The 17,919-nt window shown below is 50.7% G+C and carries 14 protein-coding genes, 1 tRNA gene and 1 pseudogene; 12 read left to right on the top strand and 4 right to left on the bottom strand.

What is annotated here, in order from left to right; all coding sequences use genetic code 11:
• The first annotated feature begins 2 nt into the window (after nt 1-2).
• From AB3R30_RS15440 to AB3R30_RS15420, 5 genes are all read left to right on the top strand, one after another.
• Nucleotides 3-794, top strand: a complete 792-nt coding sequence (locus AB3R30_RS15440) for a hypothetical protein (protein WP_458650095.1) — start codon at nt 3-5, stop codon at nt 792-794.
• Between the two features lie 73 nt (nt 795-867).
• A complete protein-coding gene (locus tag AB3R30_RS15435) occupies nt 868-2,148 on the top strand; it encodes a PrsW family intramembrane metalloprotease (protein WP_458650094.1) in 1,281 nt (426 codons plus the stop codon).
• A gap of 4 nt (nt 2,149-2,152) precedes the next feature.
• A complete protein-coding gene (locus AB3R30_RS15430; protein ID WP_458650093.1) occupies nt 2,153-2,416 on the top strand; it encodes a hypothetical protein in 264 nt (87 codons plus the stop codon).
• Nucleotides 2,370-2,876, top strand: coding sequence for a DUF1802 family protein (locus tag AB3R30_RS15425; RefSeq protein WP_458650092.1), 507 nt, complete (start codon nt 2,370-2,372; stop codon nt 2,874-2,876). The genes AB3R30_RS15430 and AB3R30_RS15425 overlap by 47 nt, the downstream gene beginning before the upstream one ends.
• Before the next feature lie 299 nt (nt 2,877-3,175).
• Nucleotides 3,176-5,797, top strand: coding sequence for an AMIN domain-containing protein (locus tag AB3R30_RS15420; RefSeq protein WP_458650091.1), 2,622 nt, complete (start codon nt 3,176-3,178; stop codon nt 5,795-5,797).
• Nucleotides 5,798-5,809: 12 nt separating this feature from the next.
• Here AB3R30_RS15420 and AB3R30_RS15415 read toward each other — a convergent pair whose 3' ends face one another.
• Nucleotides 5,810-6,430 carry a DUF3172 domain-containing protein gene (locus tag AB3R30_RS15415; RefSeq protein ID WP_458650090.1) on the bottom strand — a complete coding sequence of 207 codons (621 nt, stop codon included), beginning with the start codon at nt 6,428-6,430 and terminating at the stop codon, nt 5,810-5,812.
• Between the two features lie 163 nt (nt 6,431-6,593).
• Between AB3R30_RS15415 and AB3R30_RS15410 the strand changes: the two are divergent.
• A pseudogene (locus AB3R30_RS15410) lies at nt 6,594-7,400 on the top strand (ABC transporter ATP-binding protein); the annotation flags it as partial.
• Nucleotides 7,401-7,421: 21 nt separating this feature from the next.
• Nucleotides 7,422-7,928 (top strand): TOBE domain-containing protein, encoded by a 507-nt coding sequence (locus AB3R30_RS15405; protein ID WP_458650117.1) that lies wholly within the window; start codon nt 7,422-7,424, stop codon nt 7,926-7,928.
• Between the two features lie 12 nt (nt 7,929-7,940).
• Here the strand turns inward: AB3R30_RS15405 and AB3R30_RS15400 are convergent, their stop codons facing one another.
• Nucleotides 7,941-8,483, bottom strand: a complete 543-nt coding sequence (locus AB3R30_RS15400) for an SH3 domain-containing protein (RefSeq protein WP_458650089.1) — start codon at nt 8,481-8,483, stop codon at nt 7,941-7,943.
• Between the two features lie 500 nt (nt 8,484-8,983).
• Between AB3R30_RS15400 and mgsA the strand changes: the two genes are divergently transcribed.
• Both mgsA and AB3R30_RS15390 read left to right on the top strand, forming a co-directional pair.
• On the top strand, nt 8,984-10,267 hold the full coding sequence (mgsA, locus tag AB3R30_RS15395) for a methylglyoxal synthase (protein ID WP_458650088.1): 1,284 nt from the start codon (nt 8,984-8,986) through the stop codon (nt 10,265-10,267).
• 61 nt (nt 10,268-10,328) lie between these two features.
• A complete protein-coding gene (locus tag AB3R30_RS15390) occupies nt 10,329-14,567 on the top strand; it encodes a two-partner secretion domain-containing protein (RefSeq protein ID WP_458650087.1) in 4,239 nt (1,412 codons plus the stop codon).
• Between the two features lie 87 nt (nt 14,568-14,654).
• On the opposite strand, the gene AB3R30_RS15385 is transcribed toward AB3R30_RS15390, so the two are convergent.
• Together AB3R30_RS15385 and AB3R30_RS15380 are read right to left on the bottom strand one after the other, a co-directional pair.
• Nucleotides 14,655-14,725: transfer RNA gene (locus tag AB3R30_RS15385), tRNA-Gly, on the bottom strand.
• A gap of 80 nt (nt 14,726-14,805) precedes the next feature.
• On the bottom strand, nt 14,806-15,867 hold the full coding sequence (locus tag AB3R30_RS15380; RefSeq protein WP_458650086.1) for a hypothetical protein: 1,062 nt from the start codon (nt 15,865-15,867) through the stop codon (nt 14,806-14,808).
• Nucleotides 15,868-16,017: 150 nt separating this feature from the next.
• Here AB3R30_RS15380 and AB3R30_RS15375 point away from each other — a divergent pair, with 150 nt between their 5' ends.
• The 3 genes from AB3R30_RS15375 (at nt 16,018) to AB3R30_RS15365 (ending at nt 17,855) form a co-directional block, all read left to right on the top strand.
• Nucleotides 16,018-16,788 carry a cysteine hydrolase family protein gene (locus AB3R30_RS15375; protein ID WP_458650085.1) on the top strand — a complete coding sequence of 257 codons (771 nt, stop codon included), beginning with the start codon at nt 16,018-16,020 and terminating at the stop codon, nt 16,786-16,788.
• Nucleotides 16,789-16,873: 85 nt separating this feature from the next.
• Nucleotides 16,874-17,359 (top strand): cupin domain-containing protein, encoded by a 486-nt coding sequence (locus AB3R30_RS15370; protein ID WP_458650084.1) that lies wholly within the window; start codon nt 16,874-16,876, stop codon nt 17,357-17,359.
• Between the two features lie 10 nt (nt 17,360-17,369).
• Nucleotides 17,370-17,855: a GNAT family N-acetyltransferase gene (locus tag AB3R30_RS15365; protein WP_458650083.1), complete on the top strand. Its 486-nt coding sequence runs from the start codon at nt 17,370-17,372 to the stop codon at nt 17,853-17,855.
• Nucleotides 17,856-17,919 lie beyond the last annotated feature (64 nt).

Genomic DNA, 17,919 nt, shown 5'->3' with positions numbered 1-17,919 from the left:
CAATGAAACGGAATTTGAAGCAAACAATCACGCTGTTGAGTTGTGTCGGGGTGTCGATTACGGTGAATTTTTTGCCGTTGGCGCAACCCGCTTCAGCAGAAGTGATTTCGAGAATGCACGGGCGCTGCAAACTGACCAATGGTACTTACAATGCGTTTGATGGGCATTGTGTCGTTAAACAAAAGCGGCAAGGCACCACCACCATCATGTCGGTAGAACTGGACAATGGCTCCAAATACAACTTTTTCGGTCCCAGTATGCGGGATCTCCAGGTGCAAACCTACGACGGTTTGCATAATGTGCAGTTTATTGGCAACCCGACCAGTGGGTTCTTGAACTGGCGAGAAGAGGGAACGCGGAACATCTTAGCCGTCAAGGTGGATTCGGAATATCCTGCGTCAACGTCCTATGATGCGCCTGAGCCGCCCAAAGTATCGCGGGGTGCTGCGATCGCTGGTGCTGCGATCGGCGTAGGTGCGGTTTTAGCTGGAATTTTGGGTAACAAGAATCGCTCGACGACCCCAGCGAATCCTGTAGTCGAGAACACTCAAGCCAGCAATGTGCAAGTGGGCGATCCGGTCCCTGGTCTGAATGATTTGGTAGGAGCCAGAGCCGGACAAGCCGAAAATGCTGTGAGACAGCGGGGCTATCGTTTCATCAAGACGATCCCGTCTGGCGAAGCAGTTTTTAGCAATTGGTGGGAAGCCGGAACCAATAGCTGTGTCTCGATCCGCACGGCAGAAGGACGTTACGCCTCGATCGTCTACGCTACTCCAGCAGATTGCGATCGCTAGATTGTCATTGAGTTCTCCCTTTCCTCCCAGAACAGGGGAAAGGGAGCTTTAACCAACGTTTTAATCTGAATTTATGACTTCTACTGATATTTCTAGAATTCTTTACGGTTCTCCATTAGCGAAACCTAAACCCGCTAAGTTTGCGATCGCCGTCCTGCTGGTCTTAGTCCTGATCAGTAGCTACACGTTGTTCACGTCTTTACAATCAAAAATCACCTCACCGGATGGGATGCGCGTCATGGCGATCGCTTTCTTCTGGTCAGCCCTATTTTCGTCAGGCACTGTCGCCATTCTCTGGTTCCTCGATCGACGGGAACACGAATCTCGCTGGCTCTATGCCATTGCCTTTCTGTGGGGTACCTTCATCGCCACGGGCATTGCTCTCCCGTTTAACCAGATCATCATCTCCACCATTGCGGATTGGGTTAACGCCCATCCAACTGTGAAAGACTACTTGGGAGCCAACGCCGGCTTCAAAATTGCTGCCCCGATCGCGGGTCCTCTGGTGGAAGAAATCACCAAGGGCGCTGGAGTGCTGCTGCTGTTTCTCCTGCTGCGATCAGAATTTGACAATGCCCGTGACGGCTTTATCTACGGTGCATTGATCGGGGCAGGATTCAACTTTCTCGAATCGGTGCATTACGTCGTGAGTGAATATGCCAAATGGGGCTATGCTCCTTGGCTAATTCATATTGGCGCACGGCACGCCCTATTTGGCTTTGCCGGACATGCCCTCTATACGGGCATCTTTGGGCTATTTTTGGGCTTATCTCGCCAAACCACTCGCAAATGGTGGCGCTATACGGCTCCCGTGGTGGGCTGGCTGTTGGGCTTCTCGGCGCACTTCTCACAAAATATCAGTATGTTGCTGGTGGTGATGGCTCAACGGTCATCTGGCGCGGCAGTTTCTGCTGTGGAAACTCCACCCCTCGGACTGAATATGCCAGGAGGTCTACCGTTTGTTCTGGGTTGGTTGGCGTTTAGTGGTAGTTATGTGCAGAAGTTTTTGCCGTTCTTGCTGCTGGTCGGGTTCATCCTCTGGCGCAGCGGCGTGTGGGAGCGGCGCGTGATTCGAGACGAGTTAGCCAATGAAGTCGAACCCGTGATCACGCCAGCAGAATACGAGGGAGTGAAGCGCGATCGCATTCTCAGAACCCGCCGCATTCCTGGGTACAATCGCCGCACTGCTGCTGCCTTGGTCAGAGCGCAAGACGAACTGGCATTTCGCAAATGGCGGCTGAAGCAACAGGGACAGGATATAGAAACCGATGTGCTGGTGGCATCCTGGCGCGATCAGTTGATGCGGTTGCGGGAGTCAGTTGAACCTACGGTAGCGTTGGGCGGAACGGTCTAAACCCATGACTCCCTCCACTTCCCTTCCATCCGCTGTTACTGCACTCATGACTCTCTACGGTACTCCCGGTCAGGCGGGATTTGGCAGTGCCGTGTTTTATGACGTGATCAAGCCAGGGGCAGATTTAGAACCCATTGCGGTGCGGTATTACCAACACTTTGTCGGCGATCTTTGGGAACGATTTGGTAAATCAGCCTGGATGAGAACAGGGAGAAACTATTTTGTTATTACGCAAGGGCGGCATTCGAGAAACGGGCGGCAAGTTTAGGGTGGAACATGAAACGGTGTGGCTCTATCCGACCTATGAACATCAGCAGCTAGAGTTGCTCAAGCCAAATTATATGGCTCAGGTGCAGCCTGTGGAGTCGGGCTGGCATCCCAGTCAGGTGAGAATTGGGTCATGGGCGAAGATTACGGACAGTGTTCAGATTATGCAAGCAGATGCGATCGCCCGTTTGTTACCTTTTCACATTTGGAATATGCAGTTTGTTACAGAGCGGCTGAAGTGGAAGCCAACCCAACCGCTACAGGGGCTTTTTCTTCGCGTATACACGCTGCCTGAGCCACAGATCATTCCTTATATTGAGTCCTATGGTAGCTGTAAATCCTGGATTGACCTACAAGCCGCGATCGCGTTGGATGAAGCTTATCCGGTGTTGGGTGAAACGGAGTATCAGCAGCAGGTGAACGCGATTCGAGGAGCAGCGGATGAATCGGTTAGGACGTAGAGATCTTTGAGAACTCAGGAATAACAGATGGTGGTTTTGACCTTTTCGCGTACTGTAGCAGGAATCAGGATGAACTTTCTGCAATCTAGAACCTGAAACCTAACTGTAAACTTTTTTAAAGCTTGCGCTGCATTTAGCAGGAACTAGCGTAAATAGTATCCATCTAGCTCTATATCTGGTGATATACCGTTTGGGCTGGATGAAGGTGCGATCGCTAGTTTTGCTGCATTTTTCTAGCGCCAAGACTCGTGCTAAGACTAGCGCCATTTTCAGAAACCCTCTGCTTACTCCTCAACACCATGCAAAACCCAAAATTTGAGCCTAAAGAGCAGTTTTTGCCTGCCGAAGATTTTTCGGTGGATGTACCGCAACTATTGAGAGTGGGGCTGGTCGGGATGCTGACTGCTGGAACGCTAGCGATCGCGGCGATGCGGGTGCAGGCTGCGGCTTTAACAAATTGGCGTTATGATCCGGCGGCTCGACAGTTGGAAGTGACAGTTAAAGAAGGAGTGACACCCCGCTACTTTTTGATGGCACAACCTGCCCGAATTGTCTTGGATCTGCCGGATACTGAGGTGGGCGAAGTCAGCGTGAAAGAAACCTACTCTGGAGCAATTCGCCAAGTGCGAGTTTCTCAGTTTCAGCCCGGTCTGACACGAATTGTGATGGAACTTTCTACGGACGCGGTTTTTGCTCCAGGGCAAGTAAAGCTAGAGAAGACCAACCAATCCACCTGGGTATTGCGCCCATTAATCGCGAATGCGTCAACGGCTAAAACAGTGGCGGAAACGGTAGGAATGCCTCCCAGCCAAGCTTCAAGTCAGGCGGTGGCAGTCAGCGAAAATGCTAACAAGCCCACCCCAAACCCCGTCTCGGCTCTGCCGCCGCCGCCCTCTTCAGAACTTGATTTGCCAGCTAGTTTTCCTCCGGTGCCGCCAAAATCATCCGCGACTGTGGTAACGGTTCCTCCAACAGCCCCCTCTGCTCAGAAAGACGCGCTTCAGCCAGCTAGCGCTCAGCCAGCGCCGCCTGAAGGGTCGGATGTCAGCCCGATGAACAATACCTTGATGGAGGGCGATGTTTCTTTGCCGCCTGTTGCTTCACGGTCTGTTCAGTCCAACACTCCAAGGTTAACGACCGCTCCGCCTCCCCAAGTGATTCCCGTAGGGATGCCTGTGGAAAGCTTCGCTAACGTTTCACGAATCGCGCAAGTATCTCCCACGGAGAAAACCACGCCACTGCCCCCTAGCGCCGCGCAGTCACCGTCTGATCTATCAGTTGATGTCACGAATGCAGTCAAACTAGAGGTTCCGCCGCCTGTTTTGCTACCCGCCGCTAGTGTGGTCATGCCAACGCCAGCAGCCCCGCGATCGCTTGCCATTCCTGCAACCATAACGGGGCTGTCAATACAAACCCAACCGCTAGCAGTACCGACGATCGCGCCTTTGACTGCTCCGACGGCAATTGAAGCCAGCAAACTGGGCGACGCGATCGAAATTCCATCGACGATACGCATTGCCAGCAATCGTCCGGCACAGGTGACGGTTCCGGCGATCGCAGTCTCGACTCCAACGCAAAATCCAACGCCACAGGCAGCAGTTCCCTCGTCGATCACCTTTGCTGCGCCCCCTGCAACTGCCATGCCGCCGCTTGACTTACCTGTGCTTCCTGCCCCGGTTTCCCCTGTTGTCGTGCAGCCACCCGTTCCCAGCGTGATGCAGCCCACCCTCCCTACAATGCAACCGCAGTTACCGACGCTTCAACCTGCCGCTCTACCAGTTCTACAGCCGCCGATTTCTAGCGTAATGCAGTCAGCCGAACCAATCCAATCGCCACAGATACAATCGTCCCAATTGCAGCCAACTCAACTGCAACCCGTGCGTCCCATTCAGCCACCGATTTCTAGCGTGATGCAGTCGGGTCCGCCCATGATGCCGCTGCCCTCTACGGTGGCTCAACCGCCTGTTTCCAGCGTGATCCAAATGCCAGCGATGCAGTCGCCCATGCCGTCATCTGGGTATAACCCTCCTGCGATCGCGGCAACCGTGTTTCCGTCAACCATGGTTCAGCCTACTAGTTTGCCTCAACCCACCTTTTTAGAGGGAGGCAGCAGCCAAACAGCCATGGTTTCGGTGCTGCCTCTACAAACCCCAGCACTCACACCCCAAGCTCCAGCCGTGTCTGTGCCGCCCTTACAGCCTATGGATCTCCCGACTGCAACTGTGACACCCATTCAGATGTCTCCAACAGTGCCTTCTGGAGATGCGTTTCCCCCTCCCTCTACCATTGAGTTTGGTAAATCCTTGCCCGTTGGCGGGGCAAATGGGTTAAACACGGCTCCCGCGACACTGCCCAATTATTCAGCTACAACTTCAGCCACAGCAATCCCCATGATGCCATCGGTGACATCACCCCTCACCAGACCAATGATGTATCAATCAACGGTGCCAGGGTTGATTTTGCCTGCGGGAGCAATGCTGATGTTGAGCTATCCCGGCACTGTTGATCTTAGCCTGACTGCGGGAATGCCCCGGCAGGAGGTGCTAATTTTGCAAACCGAGGTGCGCGATTCTGTGGGGAATATCGTGTTTCCACGAGGCAGTTTTGTCACCGGACAATTTGATACCAACCGCGAGGGCAGTCGATTTATCGCGATGGCAATTACCCAAAGCGATCGCGCAATTCCCTTTGCTGCCGAATCCGACGCGATCACTGGCAATCGAGAAATATCTGGATCATCCCTAGCGCTCTTTTCAGGAGCCGGCGCATTGGCAGGTGGATTAGTCAGCAACTTCTCAGGCTTGGGGGTTTTATTAGGTGGGGCTGCTGGGGCTGCGACCAACCTCTTCACCTCACCCAAACCTGCCACCATCCAGCCAGGGCAAATCATTCAGGTTCGCATGACCCGTGAAGTGCGCTAACTAGACTTGGAGTTAAAACTGCTTGTTATCCGGTTCAGCTACGGGCTTACCATCAGGACCGTTTTGATCTAAAAACAAATTTTTGGCAAGATCATTCTGATAAATACAGCTAATATCCGGAGAGCTTTCTAGCGCTCCTGTAAAGCCAAAAGTGTTCATGCGTCGCTTACATTCACGCACCTGCTCGGCATCAACCAAGTTCCGCTGTTCTAAAATTGACCAGTTGTTGGTTCGTAAAACGCATCCTGGACGGGATGTTGGCTGAGACACATAAAAATTCAGCGGGTTTAGCGTCACAAAAACTCTTAAATCGGTGACGATCGCGCTTGCCCCAAACTGAACACATATTTCCGGATTCGGCGCTTTGTTATCTAAATCGCTTTGGGTGACAATTTTGGTGCCCGTACTGCTGTTATTGCCACCCACAGAGCTAAAGCCCATGCCGATCCCAATTCCTAGAATCAAAACCCCCGCCAATATTGCCAGAGATGTGGCATTGAGAATAATGGATTTTTCGGGCTTGCGGGGTGGCTTATTGCTCGGTTCTGGAGTGGAGTAATCATCATACTCCCGCTCAAATTCGCGATCGCGTTCGTAGTTATCTATAGAGGAACGGGGACGACGCTTTGCCATGGGTTTGTCTATACACTATGCAGCATGTTTCTGTTTGAGTTTAGCAGTTGGGGCAAGAGATGACAGGCGTTGCTCTATCGATCGAGGCGAAGTTTGGGATTGATTTAGCCTAAAAGGTAAGCACATGTTGAACTTGCCCTAAGATGAGGAAGACCAGTAGCAGGTGATAACGTCAAGCATCGTGGCACAAGTCGTTTTAGAAACTATTTACAAAAGCTTTCAGCCTGGAACGCGGCAAGCGGACATAGCACTTCCAGAACAGACCTCGCTTCGCCATCCGGCTGCGGTTCTGCGAAACATTAATCTCACGGTCAACGATCGCGAGTTTATGGTGTTAGTCGGTCCATCGGGCTGTGGTAAAAGTACGCTGCTGCGGCTGATTGCCGGACTAGAAGATCTCACAGGCGGCAACATTTACGTCGGCGATCGCCTAGTCAATCACCTGCCTCCCAAAGAGCGCGATATTGCCATGGTGTTCCAAAATTACGCCCTCTATCCGCACATGACCGTATACGACAACCTCGCGTTTGGGCTACGAAGAGCAGGGAGAGGGAACAGGGAACAGGGAACAGGGAACAGGGAACAGGGAATAGAGCATGAAATTCAAAACTCAAAACTCAAAACTCAAAACTCCTCCTCCATCCCTCTTTGGCTAGAAAATTTGCTGATTGAAACGACTCGCAAGTTGCCTAAGGGGTTGCGCTATCAGCCCCAGCGTGAAAAGGATATTGATCAACAGGTGCAGCGGATTGCTCAAATTTTGCAAATTGATGGATTGTTGAATCGGTTGCCCAAGCAGCTATCGGGTGGACAAAAGCAACGAGTGGCGTTGGGCAGAGCGATGGCGCGAGATCCACAAGTATTTTTGATGGATGAGCCGCTATCCAACCTGGATGCAAAATTGCGGGCAGAAACGCGATCGCAAATTGTTAAGCTTCAGCGCCAACTGGGTACAACCACCATTTATGTGACCCATGACCAAACTGAAGCAATGACCATGGGCGATCGCATTGCGGTCATGAATGCCGGACAAATCCAGCAAATTGCTTCTCCCTTAGAACTTTATAATTATCCAGCAAATCGATTTGTGGCGGAATTCATCGGTTCACCGCCCATGAACTTCCTGCCCATTCAGGTAAAAGCGCCGCTGTTAACTAGTCAAGATCCGTTTCGACTCACGCTTCCAGCCCTATGGGAATCGGCGCTCAAGCCTTACGACGGACAAGAAGTTTTGCTAGGAATTCGCCCAGAGCATTTGAGCGTGGGGATGCCAGCGCCCAAAAACTTGCAGGTGCGGGTGGAATTGGTGGAAGCCTTGGGCAGCGAAACCTATCTGACTGTGCGCTGGCTGGATGCACCAACCACGCGCCCGATGCTGTTACAAGCCCGGATTGAACCCGATCACTCGGTGCGGGTGGGAGATGATGTGTGGTTGGCGATCGCTCAAGATAAAATTCACCTGTTTGATCCCAATACTGGCTTGGCGATCGCTCCTTAACTTAACTTAACTTTAGTTGGTTTGTCCTGTGACGTTAACCTGAACGCCTGTGACCGTTTCCGTGCGATCGTTATAGTTAAACGCAACCCGGTAAGACTTGACAAGGTAAGCAACCTGCATCCGACGATCTTCCGAAGGGCGATATCCCTGATGGCTCATTGCCTGTTTGACCGTTTGAATGTTCCAATTCATATATCGAGAATATTGGCGCTGGAGTTGCAATCGTTGCGCTTCAATGTCAGAGATGGGAGCTTTTGCGGCTGACACATTCACAAAATCGCCGCGAATCCAGCCTTCTGCACCCGATTGATTAAATTTCACATAGCGCCAAGTGTAGTTATCGCGTCCTTGGGTTGACCACAGCACTTGTACGCGATCGCCCGCGAACCCATAGTGAGGCGCACTGGCTTGAGTAGTTGGCTCAGACCGAACCCGAATCCGTGAACCAGCGGTGTTAGAGGTGAGTACGGCAGCTTGGGCAAAAGCCGCTACTGCTGTGCCTAAAGAAAGAGAGACTGTGGCGATCGCGGTCAAAAGGGCAAATTTGGGTTTCATGATAGCGTCCTTTGAAAGTACAGGAATGATGGGGAACTTAATTCAAGCATCAAGTCTCCCCCAATCCATTTCGGCTAGGATGCAATAAATCACTCACAGGGGTTAGTTGCTGAGCGGCTGGATAACTTTAGCGATCGCCCAAAAACCATAGCGCATTTCGCGAAACCTCATCCACCCCTCCACCCATCACCGTTCAATCGGCACCAAAGTAGGCTGCTCTGTGCTTACCAATCCACCCAAGCTCAGACAATCATTTCTCTTTGTTGGGTGAAATGAGTGATTTGTTCCATCGAGTCAACGAAGCCAAACAAAAATATAGATTTTTTGTTGAACTTTTTTAGGTAAATTTGCTAGCAATAGGTGGGCAAATGAATTACGCATCGTGTACAAATGGCAGTAGGTAGAGTTCTCTTAGAAATCAGAAATCTCTTAATCATTGCCGCTATACCGTATCATTTGCACAGTGTTTTAATTAATTTACGGTTTGCTACAAAGCTGCTATGACTGCAACTATCGCCCTGATCGCTCACGACTCTAGAAAAGACGATATCGTCAGTTTTGCTACAACTTATGCTCCTGTATTGGCGCGCCATCGCCTGATTGCGACGGGTGCTACAGGTCAGCGGATTCAAGCTGCAACAGGGTTACCCATCGAACTCAAACTAGCAGGACCTTCAGGAGGTGACACTCAGATTGCCGCTGAAATCTGCGATGGAGATGTGATCGCCGTTATTTTTCTGGTCGATCCGCTGTATGCTCAGCCCCACGAGCCAGACATTCAAGCATTGCTGCGCGTTTGCAATGTTCATAATGTGCCGCTTGCAACCAATCTCAGTACGGCTGAGGTCATTATTCACCGTTTGGCAAAACAACAAGTTGCCCATCTGATTTACAATCCCGTTGCAGGACAGGGAACCGGTGAACAAGATTTAGAGTTAATTCGGCAACTGCTGCAACCTCACATGAGTTTGCATATTCACCTAACGACGGCAGAAATAGATCCCGAAGAATTGGTGAATGAGGCGATCGCAGCCAATGCCGATATAGTGATTGCGTCAGGTGGCGATGGCACCGTTTCCGCTGTTGCTGGAGCCTTAATTGGCACTGGTATTTCATTGGGTGTGATTCCCCGTGGGACTGCCAATGCGTTTGCGGCTGCCTTAGGTATCCCTCGCCTTTTACCCATTCGGGCGGCTTGCCAGGTGATTTTAGCAGGGAATACTCTCACGATTGATGCGGCTCGCTGTAATGGATTGCCGATGATCTTGCTAGCAGGCGTAGGCTACGAAGCAGAAGCCGTGGACTTGGCTAGCCGCGAATTAAAAAACCAATGGGGCGCGATGGCATATTTGATGGCAGGTTGGCAAATGTTAGGCGTTCAGGAACCCTTTGAAGCAGAAATTGAAGCGGAGGGAGAAACCTATCACATTCAAGCCTCTGCAATTACGGTTGCGAATGCTGCGCCGCCGACCTCTGTTTTGGCACAGGGAGCCGGACAGGTAATTTATGATGATGGACTGCTAGACATTACTATTGCCACCAGCGAAACAAAGATGCAAGCGGTCACCACGATGGTGAAAATGCTGGGATCGGCACTGGTGGGAGCCGATGCTCAACAGCAAAATGTTTTACATGGGCGCGCTAAGGACATTAAAATCACAACGACCCCACCGCAAAAAGTGGTGGTGGATGGCGAGGTGATTGGCATGACCCCGATTTATCTGGAGTGCATTCCCAACGGATTAAGCGTGTTAGCACCGATCGCTGGAGGACTTTTAAGCTAGTGATTTGCTAATCCGTATCCTGCTACTCGCCATTCTCCTAAGATAAATAGCCTAAATAGCCATGCCGCAGATTGTCACCCCTGTTTGGAGTTTCTGTGCCGCGATCGCGTCTCTGATTATCCCTCTGATTGCGCCTTCAGCCAGTGCCCAAGTCATTCCCGATCTCACCCTTCCAGTGAACTCGCAAGTGATCCCTGGATGCACAGTTTGCACGATTGACGGCGGCACTGTGCGGGGTGTGAATCTGTTTCATAGCTTTCGTGAGTTTTCCATTCCCACAGGCGGTTCTGCCAGGTTCAATAATTCAGCGCAAATCCAAAATATTTTGACGCGGGTCACTGGGAATTCTATTTCCACTATTGATGGATTACTTCACGCCAATGGCACTGCTAATTTATTCCTGCTGAATCCCAATGGCATTGTATTTGGGCAAAATGCTCGTCTACAAATAGGCGGTTCTTTTTTTGCCAGTACTGCCAGTAGCTTCAAGTTTCCGGACGGTAGCGAGTTTAGTGCGATCAATCCCCAAGCACCGCCATTGCTCACGGTTAATGTGCCGCTGGGATTGCAATCCGGTAGTCTTGCCTCCGGTACGATTATTAACCGAGCAACCTTGAGCGCGGGGCAAGACTTGATCTTGGAAGCGACCCAATTGGATTTACAAGGGCAGCTAATCGCAGGCAGAGATTTGACGTTGAGCGCACAGGATACGGTGCAAGTTCGAGATACGATCGCAACTCCCTTTTTGGCACAGGCTGGCAGAGATTTGACCATTCGGGGCGATCGCGGCATAAATATTCTGGCGCTCAGTCATCCGGGTCACGTGCCGTTTCAAAGTGGTGGCACTCTTAGCTTAATGAGTGACGGGATCGTTTCTGGCGATGCCAAGTTTGCCACAGGAGGGCGGTTTCAGGTCAACAGTGTATCGGGTCAACCCGCGCAATTCGTTAGTCTTTATGATCCGATTATTAGTGCCGTTGGGGATGTGGAGATTGGTGGCAATTACAATGGTGTAGCGTTGTTGGTCGAGTCTTTGGGCAGCGTCCGCTTTAACGGCTCCGTGACGATTAATGGCAATGATATCACCTTTAATCCGGCTGATCCTGATCCCGATTTAGCCGCGCTGGGCGGCTCGAATGCGTTCATTGTCCGAGCCGGACGACCCGCATTAGCCTATGCACCTACGGGGTTGCCCTTAATCAGCGGTGGCGCAACTTTTCAAGCCGCAGCAGGGCTTCCGGCAAGCATTACTATCGCTGGCGACGTGCTAACCAATGGTGGACCGATCATCTTGGATACGCCCAACGGCACCATTAATACTCAAACATTATTGTCGGCTCAGTTCCCCACGGGCAATGCGGGGGCAATCAGCGTTTCTACGGGCAATGGAGACATCACCATCGGCGGTCCCGTTATTCCGTTTTCCTTAGGTGCTGGGAATGCGGGGGCGGTCAACATTATTTCAGGCAATGGCAATATTCGCTTGGCAGGAACGTTGTTAGCATTTTCTCTAGACGGCAATGGCGGCGGCGTGAATATTCGCACTCAAAATGGAGATATTCAGGTTGCCGATGAATTGAATACTTTTTCAACGGCGGGTGGCGTGGCAGGGGCGATCGCGCTTTCTACTCCCAACGGCTCAATTACTACTAATAAACTCAATGCTTTTACTATCGCCCCTGGCAATGGGGGCACGATTCAGATTATCGCAGGTGACACTCGCAACGCTCCTCTCAGCGGCAATATTGCGATCGGGGAAGTGAACACATTTGCAGTGAATGGCTCTGCTGGTGCAGTCACTTTTGCCAGCAGCAACGGCACTATTGAGGCAAATAAGATTATTGCCAACTCCTTCGGCGGCGGTGCAGGCGGGACGGTCACCCTGGCGACGACTAACGGTAACATTGCGATCTCGCCCAATAACGATATTCAAACGATTGGCTTTGGCGGCAATGGCGGCAATATCAATGTTTCCACAACGAACGGCACGATCGCTACGGGGAAGCTCTTTTCTTACTCCGTTCCTGGAAACGGCGGCACCGTAGCAATTAGCAATAATGGCGGTGACATCAACCTCAACGGGATTTTGTCTGACTCGCAGGGGGCAGGGCGGGGCGGCAACATCAAGATCGCCAATCAAGATGGCAACGTTACAACCACATTTGTAGTCGCAAAATCGCAGTCGGGGCAAGGCGGGGAGATTACCATTACCGCCGATCGCGGTGGTTTGAACCGGGCAAGCACCATTAGTTCTAATGGCGCGATCGCTTTTTCCGAAGAAGGGCAAGGCGGCACGATTTTCCTGAGGGCAGCGGATGACATTGACTTTAACAACATCAATACCAGCGGTAAATTAGGCTCTGGCACCATTACTGCGATCGCGGGCGGCACCTTTTTTTCGCGGATTCGCAATACGGATCTGCTGACTCAACCAGTTAGCCCGATTATTGCCACTGATACCTTCGGGGCGGGGCGGGGCGGGGATATTCGGATTGATGCGCGATCGGTGCGGATTCAAGATGGCGCTCAAATCTCGGCATCCACCCATGGCAGCGGCGATGGCGGCAATATCACGATTCGCACCACCGACAGCGTTGAGGTGAGCGGAGTTTTGCCCCTAGGCGTGAATCCTGGCGTAGAAGAGAACCCGGCAGGGGTTGTCAGCATTCCTCCGGGGGGAGATGTGGGCAGCTATTTACCTACGGGCATCACCAAGAATGGGGTCAATTTGAATGATATTTTCCCCACCGGAATTTTTACTCAAACGGATGATGCTTCAACGGGAAACGCTGGCACCATTTCCATTGAAACCCCCCGGTTGACTGTGCAAGATGGAGCCGCGATCGCTGCCACCACCTTTGGGCAGGGCAATGGTGGCACGATTCGTTTGAATACCGGCAGCACTTCAGTGACCAATGGAGCCTCCATTCTCAGCGGAGTTGCCACCGGTTCCGCAGGCATCAGCGGCGCAATTGAAATCCAGACCGAAACCCTCACGCTGACTGAGGGATTAATCCAAAGCAAAACCCTAGGACGCGGCAATGCCGGCGCTATTCAAATTACGGCAACTAATGCCGTGACGCTGGCTGGGGCTGGCAGCGCTATCCGGTCGGGCAGCGGTGATGCTCAAACAACTAGCGGCATAATTGGCGAAGGCGGCAGTCTACGGATCACGGCTCCCACTGTGGAAATTCGCGATCGCGCTGTTCTTAGTGCCGAAACCTACACGGGATCGAGAGGTGGCAGCATTTTCGTGACTGTAGATCAGTTTGATGCAGCCACAGGCGGACAACTGCGAACCACCGCTTTTAATAGTGGGCAAGCGGGCAATATTTTTGTCACGGCTGCCAACCAATTCACCCTAGCCAACCCAGAAACGGGTTTATTTGCTAACACGGCGGCAGGCTCCACTGGCAGCGGCGGTAGTATTTTCGTCAATACTGAAGCGGCGTTGATTCAACAAAATTCAGGCATTGCTGTGGATAGCCTGGGCACGGGGCAAGGGGGTAACATCCAAATCCAAGCAAACCGGTTGACGTTCCGCGATCGCGGCTTCCTTACTGCCGAAACCGCTAGCGCTCAAGGCGGCAACATTAACCTAGATATTCAAGAGATTTTACTATTACGCCAAAATAGCCTAATCTCAGCGACCGCAGGCACCGCCCAAGGCAGCGGTGACGGGGGCAACATTAACATCAAAGCCCTTTTCATTGTCGGGGTTTTAGGCGAAAACAGTGACATCCGCGCCAATGCTTTCACAGGCAATGGTGGCAAAATCAACATTACCGCCCAAGGCATTTTTGGGCTGAAATTTCAGTCTAAACTCACCCCCTTCAGCGACATCACCGCAAGTTCTCAGTTTGGCATCAACGGTACCGTTATCCTTAACCTACCCAACATTGATCCGAATCGTGGTTTGATTGCTTTGCCTTTCAGCCTAGCCGACCCCTCTAACCAAATAGTTGTAGGATGCTCTGCTGGAGGGCAAGCACGCAAAGAGAATCGCTTTATTGCAGTGGGGCGCGGCGGCGTACCAACCAGTCCAGAGGATAGTTTTGGGGGGAGTCAAGTGTTAGTCAATTTAGTTGAAACACGGGAACTCATTGGGCAGCAAGCAGCAACCGACAAACAAACTCTGAAGGTTGACCCCTGGCATCTGGCACCTAACGCTTCAATGGTTGAAGCTCAAGGCTGGGCGATCGCCCCTAATGGAATTGTCTCTCTGATCGCTCAAGCCCAAACAGTCGTGCCTCATTCCAACTGGCAACCCCCGGTAGAGTGCTTAGAAAGTACACCCTAACTCTATCTATTACGCCCCTGTCCAATTCTCTATAATTTAGTAAAACAAAACCCCTGAAAATCAATGCTTTCAGGGGTTTATTCTTAAAGCGGGTGGGGGGAATCGAATCCCCATCATTAGCTTGGAAGGCTAAGGTTTTACCACTAAACTACACCCGCAAAACTGATTGTCAGAAAATAAAGGGATTTGACTGACTTACCAGGCATTTACCAAGGTAACATACTACAAGTCATTCAGGCTATTGGGTTAAAGTGATTTGGATATCTAAATTGCTTGACACCGGACGTTTGAGATCGCCTTCTAGCGTGTAGGCAGGAATAAAGCGGGAGAGTTTCGTGACACAGGTTGCCAATTCATCGTACTGAATGTTGCCACTTGATTGTTTAACAGTAACCAGCTTTTGAGGATTCAAAATCCCTGTTTCATCAAGAGGAAGCTGAAGTTTCACGGGTTGACCAAAACTGTGGAGGGCTTCAGGCGTAAGTGTGCAGGTCGATGGATCTGAGGAAAAAAGTTTAGTGGGTTCACCCAGAAGCTGAGCCGAAGTTGTTGATTCAATAGAGCTACTTTCAGAATTAGACGTTAAGTTTATCGCTCGAAACTGCGCCGTAAATTGAGCAGGAGTAGGACTCGAAGGAATTGGAATAGACGCGATCGCCCTATTTGAATCGTCCTTCACCTCTGTCGGATTTGGCACTATGGGCACATCTGGCAGGCGCGTGTTAGAGGTAGCAGGCACAGATTTTTTGAGGGTGGAATCATCAGGAATAGGCGCAGTCGTTAGAGTAGAGCGCTTGGGTTGGGAGGTGAATGGAGATGTGTCCACAGGAGAAGGAAACGTCTTTTTAGAGGGGATCGATTGAATAGGTGCGCTACGAGTTGGAGTAGTTACCAATGGTTCTGTAATGGGCTGAGTTGGGGCAGTTTGTGAGGAAGTCGCTGGAGTAGAAATTGCTGGAGTGGAGTGCATCGTTTGCGTAGTGTCCTCTTCAACAGGTTGATTGGGTTGAAAACTTTTTGACGGAGGAAGCGTTGCTTGACTTAGAGATGTGCTGCTATCCTCTCCAATCGGTTCCAAAAATTCTACTGCGATCGCGGTAGGGGTTTGCTGCACAACTGAGTTCGCCAAAAAATTCTGAACGGTCGCCCCTGCAATGAGATGAAACAAGAAAGAACCTGTTAGCACATATAGCCACAGTTTGGGCGGATCGGAATGTCGGCGGCAGGGGTGGGTAGTGGGCGCAATCAAACGGGTCATTGTCGAGCGATCGAGTGCAAAATGGTCGGGCGATCGAGACAATGGTAGCGAAGGATGCTGCTTTTTGACATGAATTCGTCTCTTCAGGTGAATCTACTCCAAAATTTTGCCTGTATTAATGGAGCAAATTGCTTTGTTGTTTTAGATCCTTTATTTTAAGTCCGTCGTTTTAAGTTGTTGCAAGACCTAATTATGACTGCACCGCTTCGCTCTTTAGGAATTCCGCCCAATGCTTGGATGGTGGATGCAACGATCGCCGATATTACGCGATCGCCCTTGGAATCCCGTCCGATTATTTTACCGACCGAGACTAAAACGCTGCGGCTAGATTTGGCAAAAACCGCTATTTTGATCATTGATATGCAAAATGATTTCTGCCATAGTGACGGCTGGCTGGCACACATTGGCGTAGATGTGACTCCCACTCAAACCGCGATCGCGCCCTTACAAAAATTATTACCGATGCTGCGACAAGTCCACGTTCCAATTGTTTGGGTCAACTGGGGTAACCGTCCTGATTTGTTAAATATTAGTGCAGCAGCATTGCATGTTTACAATCCGACGGGTGAGGGAGTGGGGCTGGGCGATCCACTGCCAAGCAATGGGGCACCTGTGTTGATGAAGGATAGTTGGGCAGCCGCGATCGTGGATGAGCTAGAGCCACAGCCCGAAGATATTGGTGTGGATAAGTACCGTATGAGCGGATTTTGGGATACGCCGCTCGATAGTATTCTGAAGAACTTGGGTCGAACTACACTGCTATTTGCGGGGGTGAATGTCGATCAATGTGTGATGGCAACTTTGCAAGACGCAAATTTTCTAGGATATGACTGCATTTTGTTAAAAGACTGCTCTGCAACGACATCCCCTGATTATTGCTGGTTAGCAACGCTTTATAACGTGAAACAATGCTTTGGCTTTGTGACAAACTCAACGGAACTTGTGCAGGCAATAGATCAATAGTTTTAAGTTTTGAATTTTGAGTTAGAGCATTCAAAACTCACAATTAGAACTTTTAGTTCTTTCAGATTTTTTCAGGAGAAATTCCATGGATTCTACAAGTTGTGTAATTCCGGTGGTGAAGTCGCCTGCGGATTATCAAGCGTTTCGGATTAGTCCACAGGATACAAACCGATTGGCGATCGTGTTTGATCCACAAATTGCTAATATGTCGCTGACTTTTTGTGTTGAGATTTTTGATGTGGGAGGCAAAACGCCACCAAACCGTCATCAACTTGCGGTAGAAATGTTTTTTGTGCTGAAGGGTGAAGGTACGGCATCCTGTGATGGGAAGCTGATTCCGCTGCGATCGGGGGATAGTATTTTGGTGCCACCTACAGGGATTCATGAAATCTGCAATACGGGCATTGGACGGCTGTATGCGCTCTGTATCATGATCCCCAATGAGGATTTTGCGGAACTAATTCGTAGTGGCATTCCAGCCGAACTGGATGAGGAGGATATGGCGGTGTTGCAGCGTTCACAAAGTGACTCTGAAAGGGTATCGCCGACTCCAGCACTCTTGGGAAGTTGATTCGCAGCGAATGAATGTTCGACCTTACCAGCTAGCTGATACCGCCGCGATCTCAACCCTGTTTTATGACACGGTGCATCACATCAATAGTCGCGACTACAGCTTAGAGCAGGTGAACACTTGGGCACCCAAAGATCTCACCCTTGACTTTTGGATAGAACGGCTGAGCCAGTCAATCACCTATGTTGCTGAACAGACTATTGTTGAACAAACAAAGCAAATTATCGGGTTTGGAAATCTGCAAGCGAACGGTTATCTGGACTGTTTTTATTGCCACAAAGACTTTCAGAGAATGGGAGTGGGCAGCCAACTACTCGCAACCCTTGAAGCCACGGCGCGATCGCAGAAAATTCATACCTTAACGACAGCAGCCAGCATCACGGCGCGATCGTTTTTTGAAGCAAAAGGATTTCATGTCGTTAGCCCACAAACCGTTGAACGACGGGGGCAGTCTTTCCTAAATTTTATTATGGAAAAAAGTTTACTCAGTTCATAACGTAAACCGCTGGATCATCGAAAAAATTTAAGGCTTTGTACGATCGCCAAGGTAGAAAGCGATC

Origin of the sequence: Sivoneniella epilithica UHCC 1019, assembly GCF_040830845.1 — a bacterium.
Lineage (GTDB): Bacteria > Cyanobacteriota > Cyanobacteriia > Leptolyngbyales > Leptolyngbyaceae > ULC077BIN1.
The sequence above is the reverse complement of the archived record's forward strand: the minus strand, read 5'-3'. Positions and strand labels throughout refer to the sequence as shown.

Excerpts from the sequence above, each read along its gene's own strand:
- AB3R30_RS15440 (WP_458650095.1), top strand. The coding sequence starts at position 3 with ATGAAACGGAATTTGAAGCAAACAATCACGCTGTTGAGTTGTGTCGGG.
- AB3R30_RS15435 (WP_458650094.1), top strand. The coding sequence starts at position 868 with ATGACTTCTACTGATATTTCTAGAATTCTTTACGGTTCTCCATTAGCG.
- AB3R30_RS15430 (WP_458650093.1), top strand. The coding sequence starts at position 2,153 with ATGACTCCCTCCACTTCCCTTCCATCCGCTGTTACTGCACTCATGACT.
- AB3R30_RS15420 (WP_458650091.1), top strand. The coding sequence starts at position 3,176 with ATGCAAAACCCAAAATTTGAGCCTAAAGAGCAGTTTTTGCCTGCCGAA.
- AB3R30_RS15415 (WP_458650090.1), bottom strand. The coding sequence starts at position 6,430 with ATGGCAAAGCGTCGTCCCCGTTCCTCTATAGATAACTACGAACGCGAT.
- AB3R30_RS15405 (WP_458650117.1), top strand. The coding sequence starts at position 7,422 with ATGACCATGGGCGATCGCATTGCGGTCATGAATGCCGGACAAATCCAG.
- AB3R30_RS15400 (WP_458650089.1), bottom strand. The coding sequence starts at position 8,483 with ATGAAACCCAAATTTGCCCTTTTGACCGCGATCGCCACAGTCTCTCTT.
- mgsA (WP_458650088.1), top strand. The coding sequence starts at position 8,984 with ATGACTGCAACTATCGCCCTGATCGCTCACGACTCTAGAAAAGACGAT.
- AB3R30_RS15390 (WP_458650087.1), top strand. The coding sequence starts at position 10,329 with ATGCCGCAGATTGTCACCCCTGTTTGGAGTTTCTGTGCCGCGATCGCG.
- AB3R30_RS15375 (WP_458650085.1), top strand. The coding sequence starts at position 16,018 with ATGACTGCACCGCTTCGCTCTTTAGGAATTCCGCCCAATGCTTGGATG.
- AB3R30_RS15370 (WP_458650084.1), top strand. The coding sequence starts at position 16,874 with ATGGATTCTACAAGTTGTGTAATTCCGGTGGTGAAGTCGCCTGCGGAT.
- AB3R30_RS15365 (WP_458650083.1), top strand. The coding sequence starts at position 17,370 with ATGAATGTTCGACCTTACCAGCTAGCTGATACCGCCGCGATCTCAACC.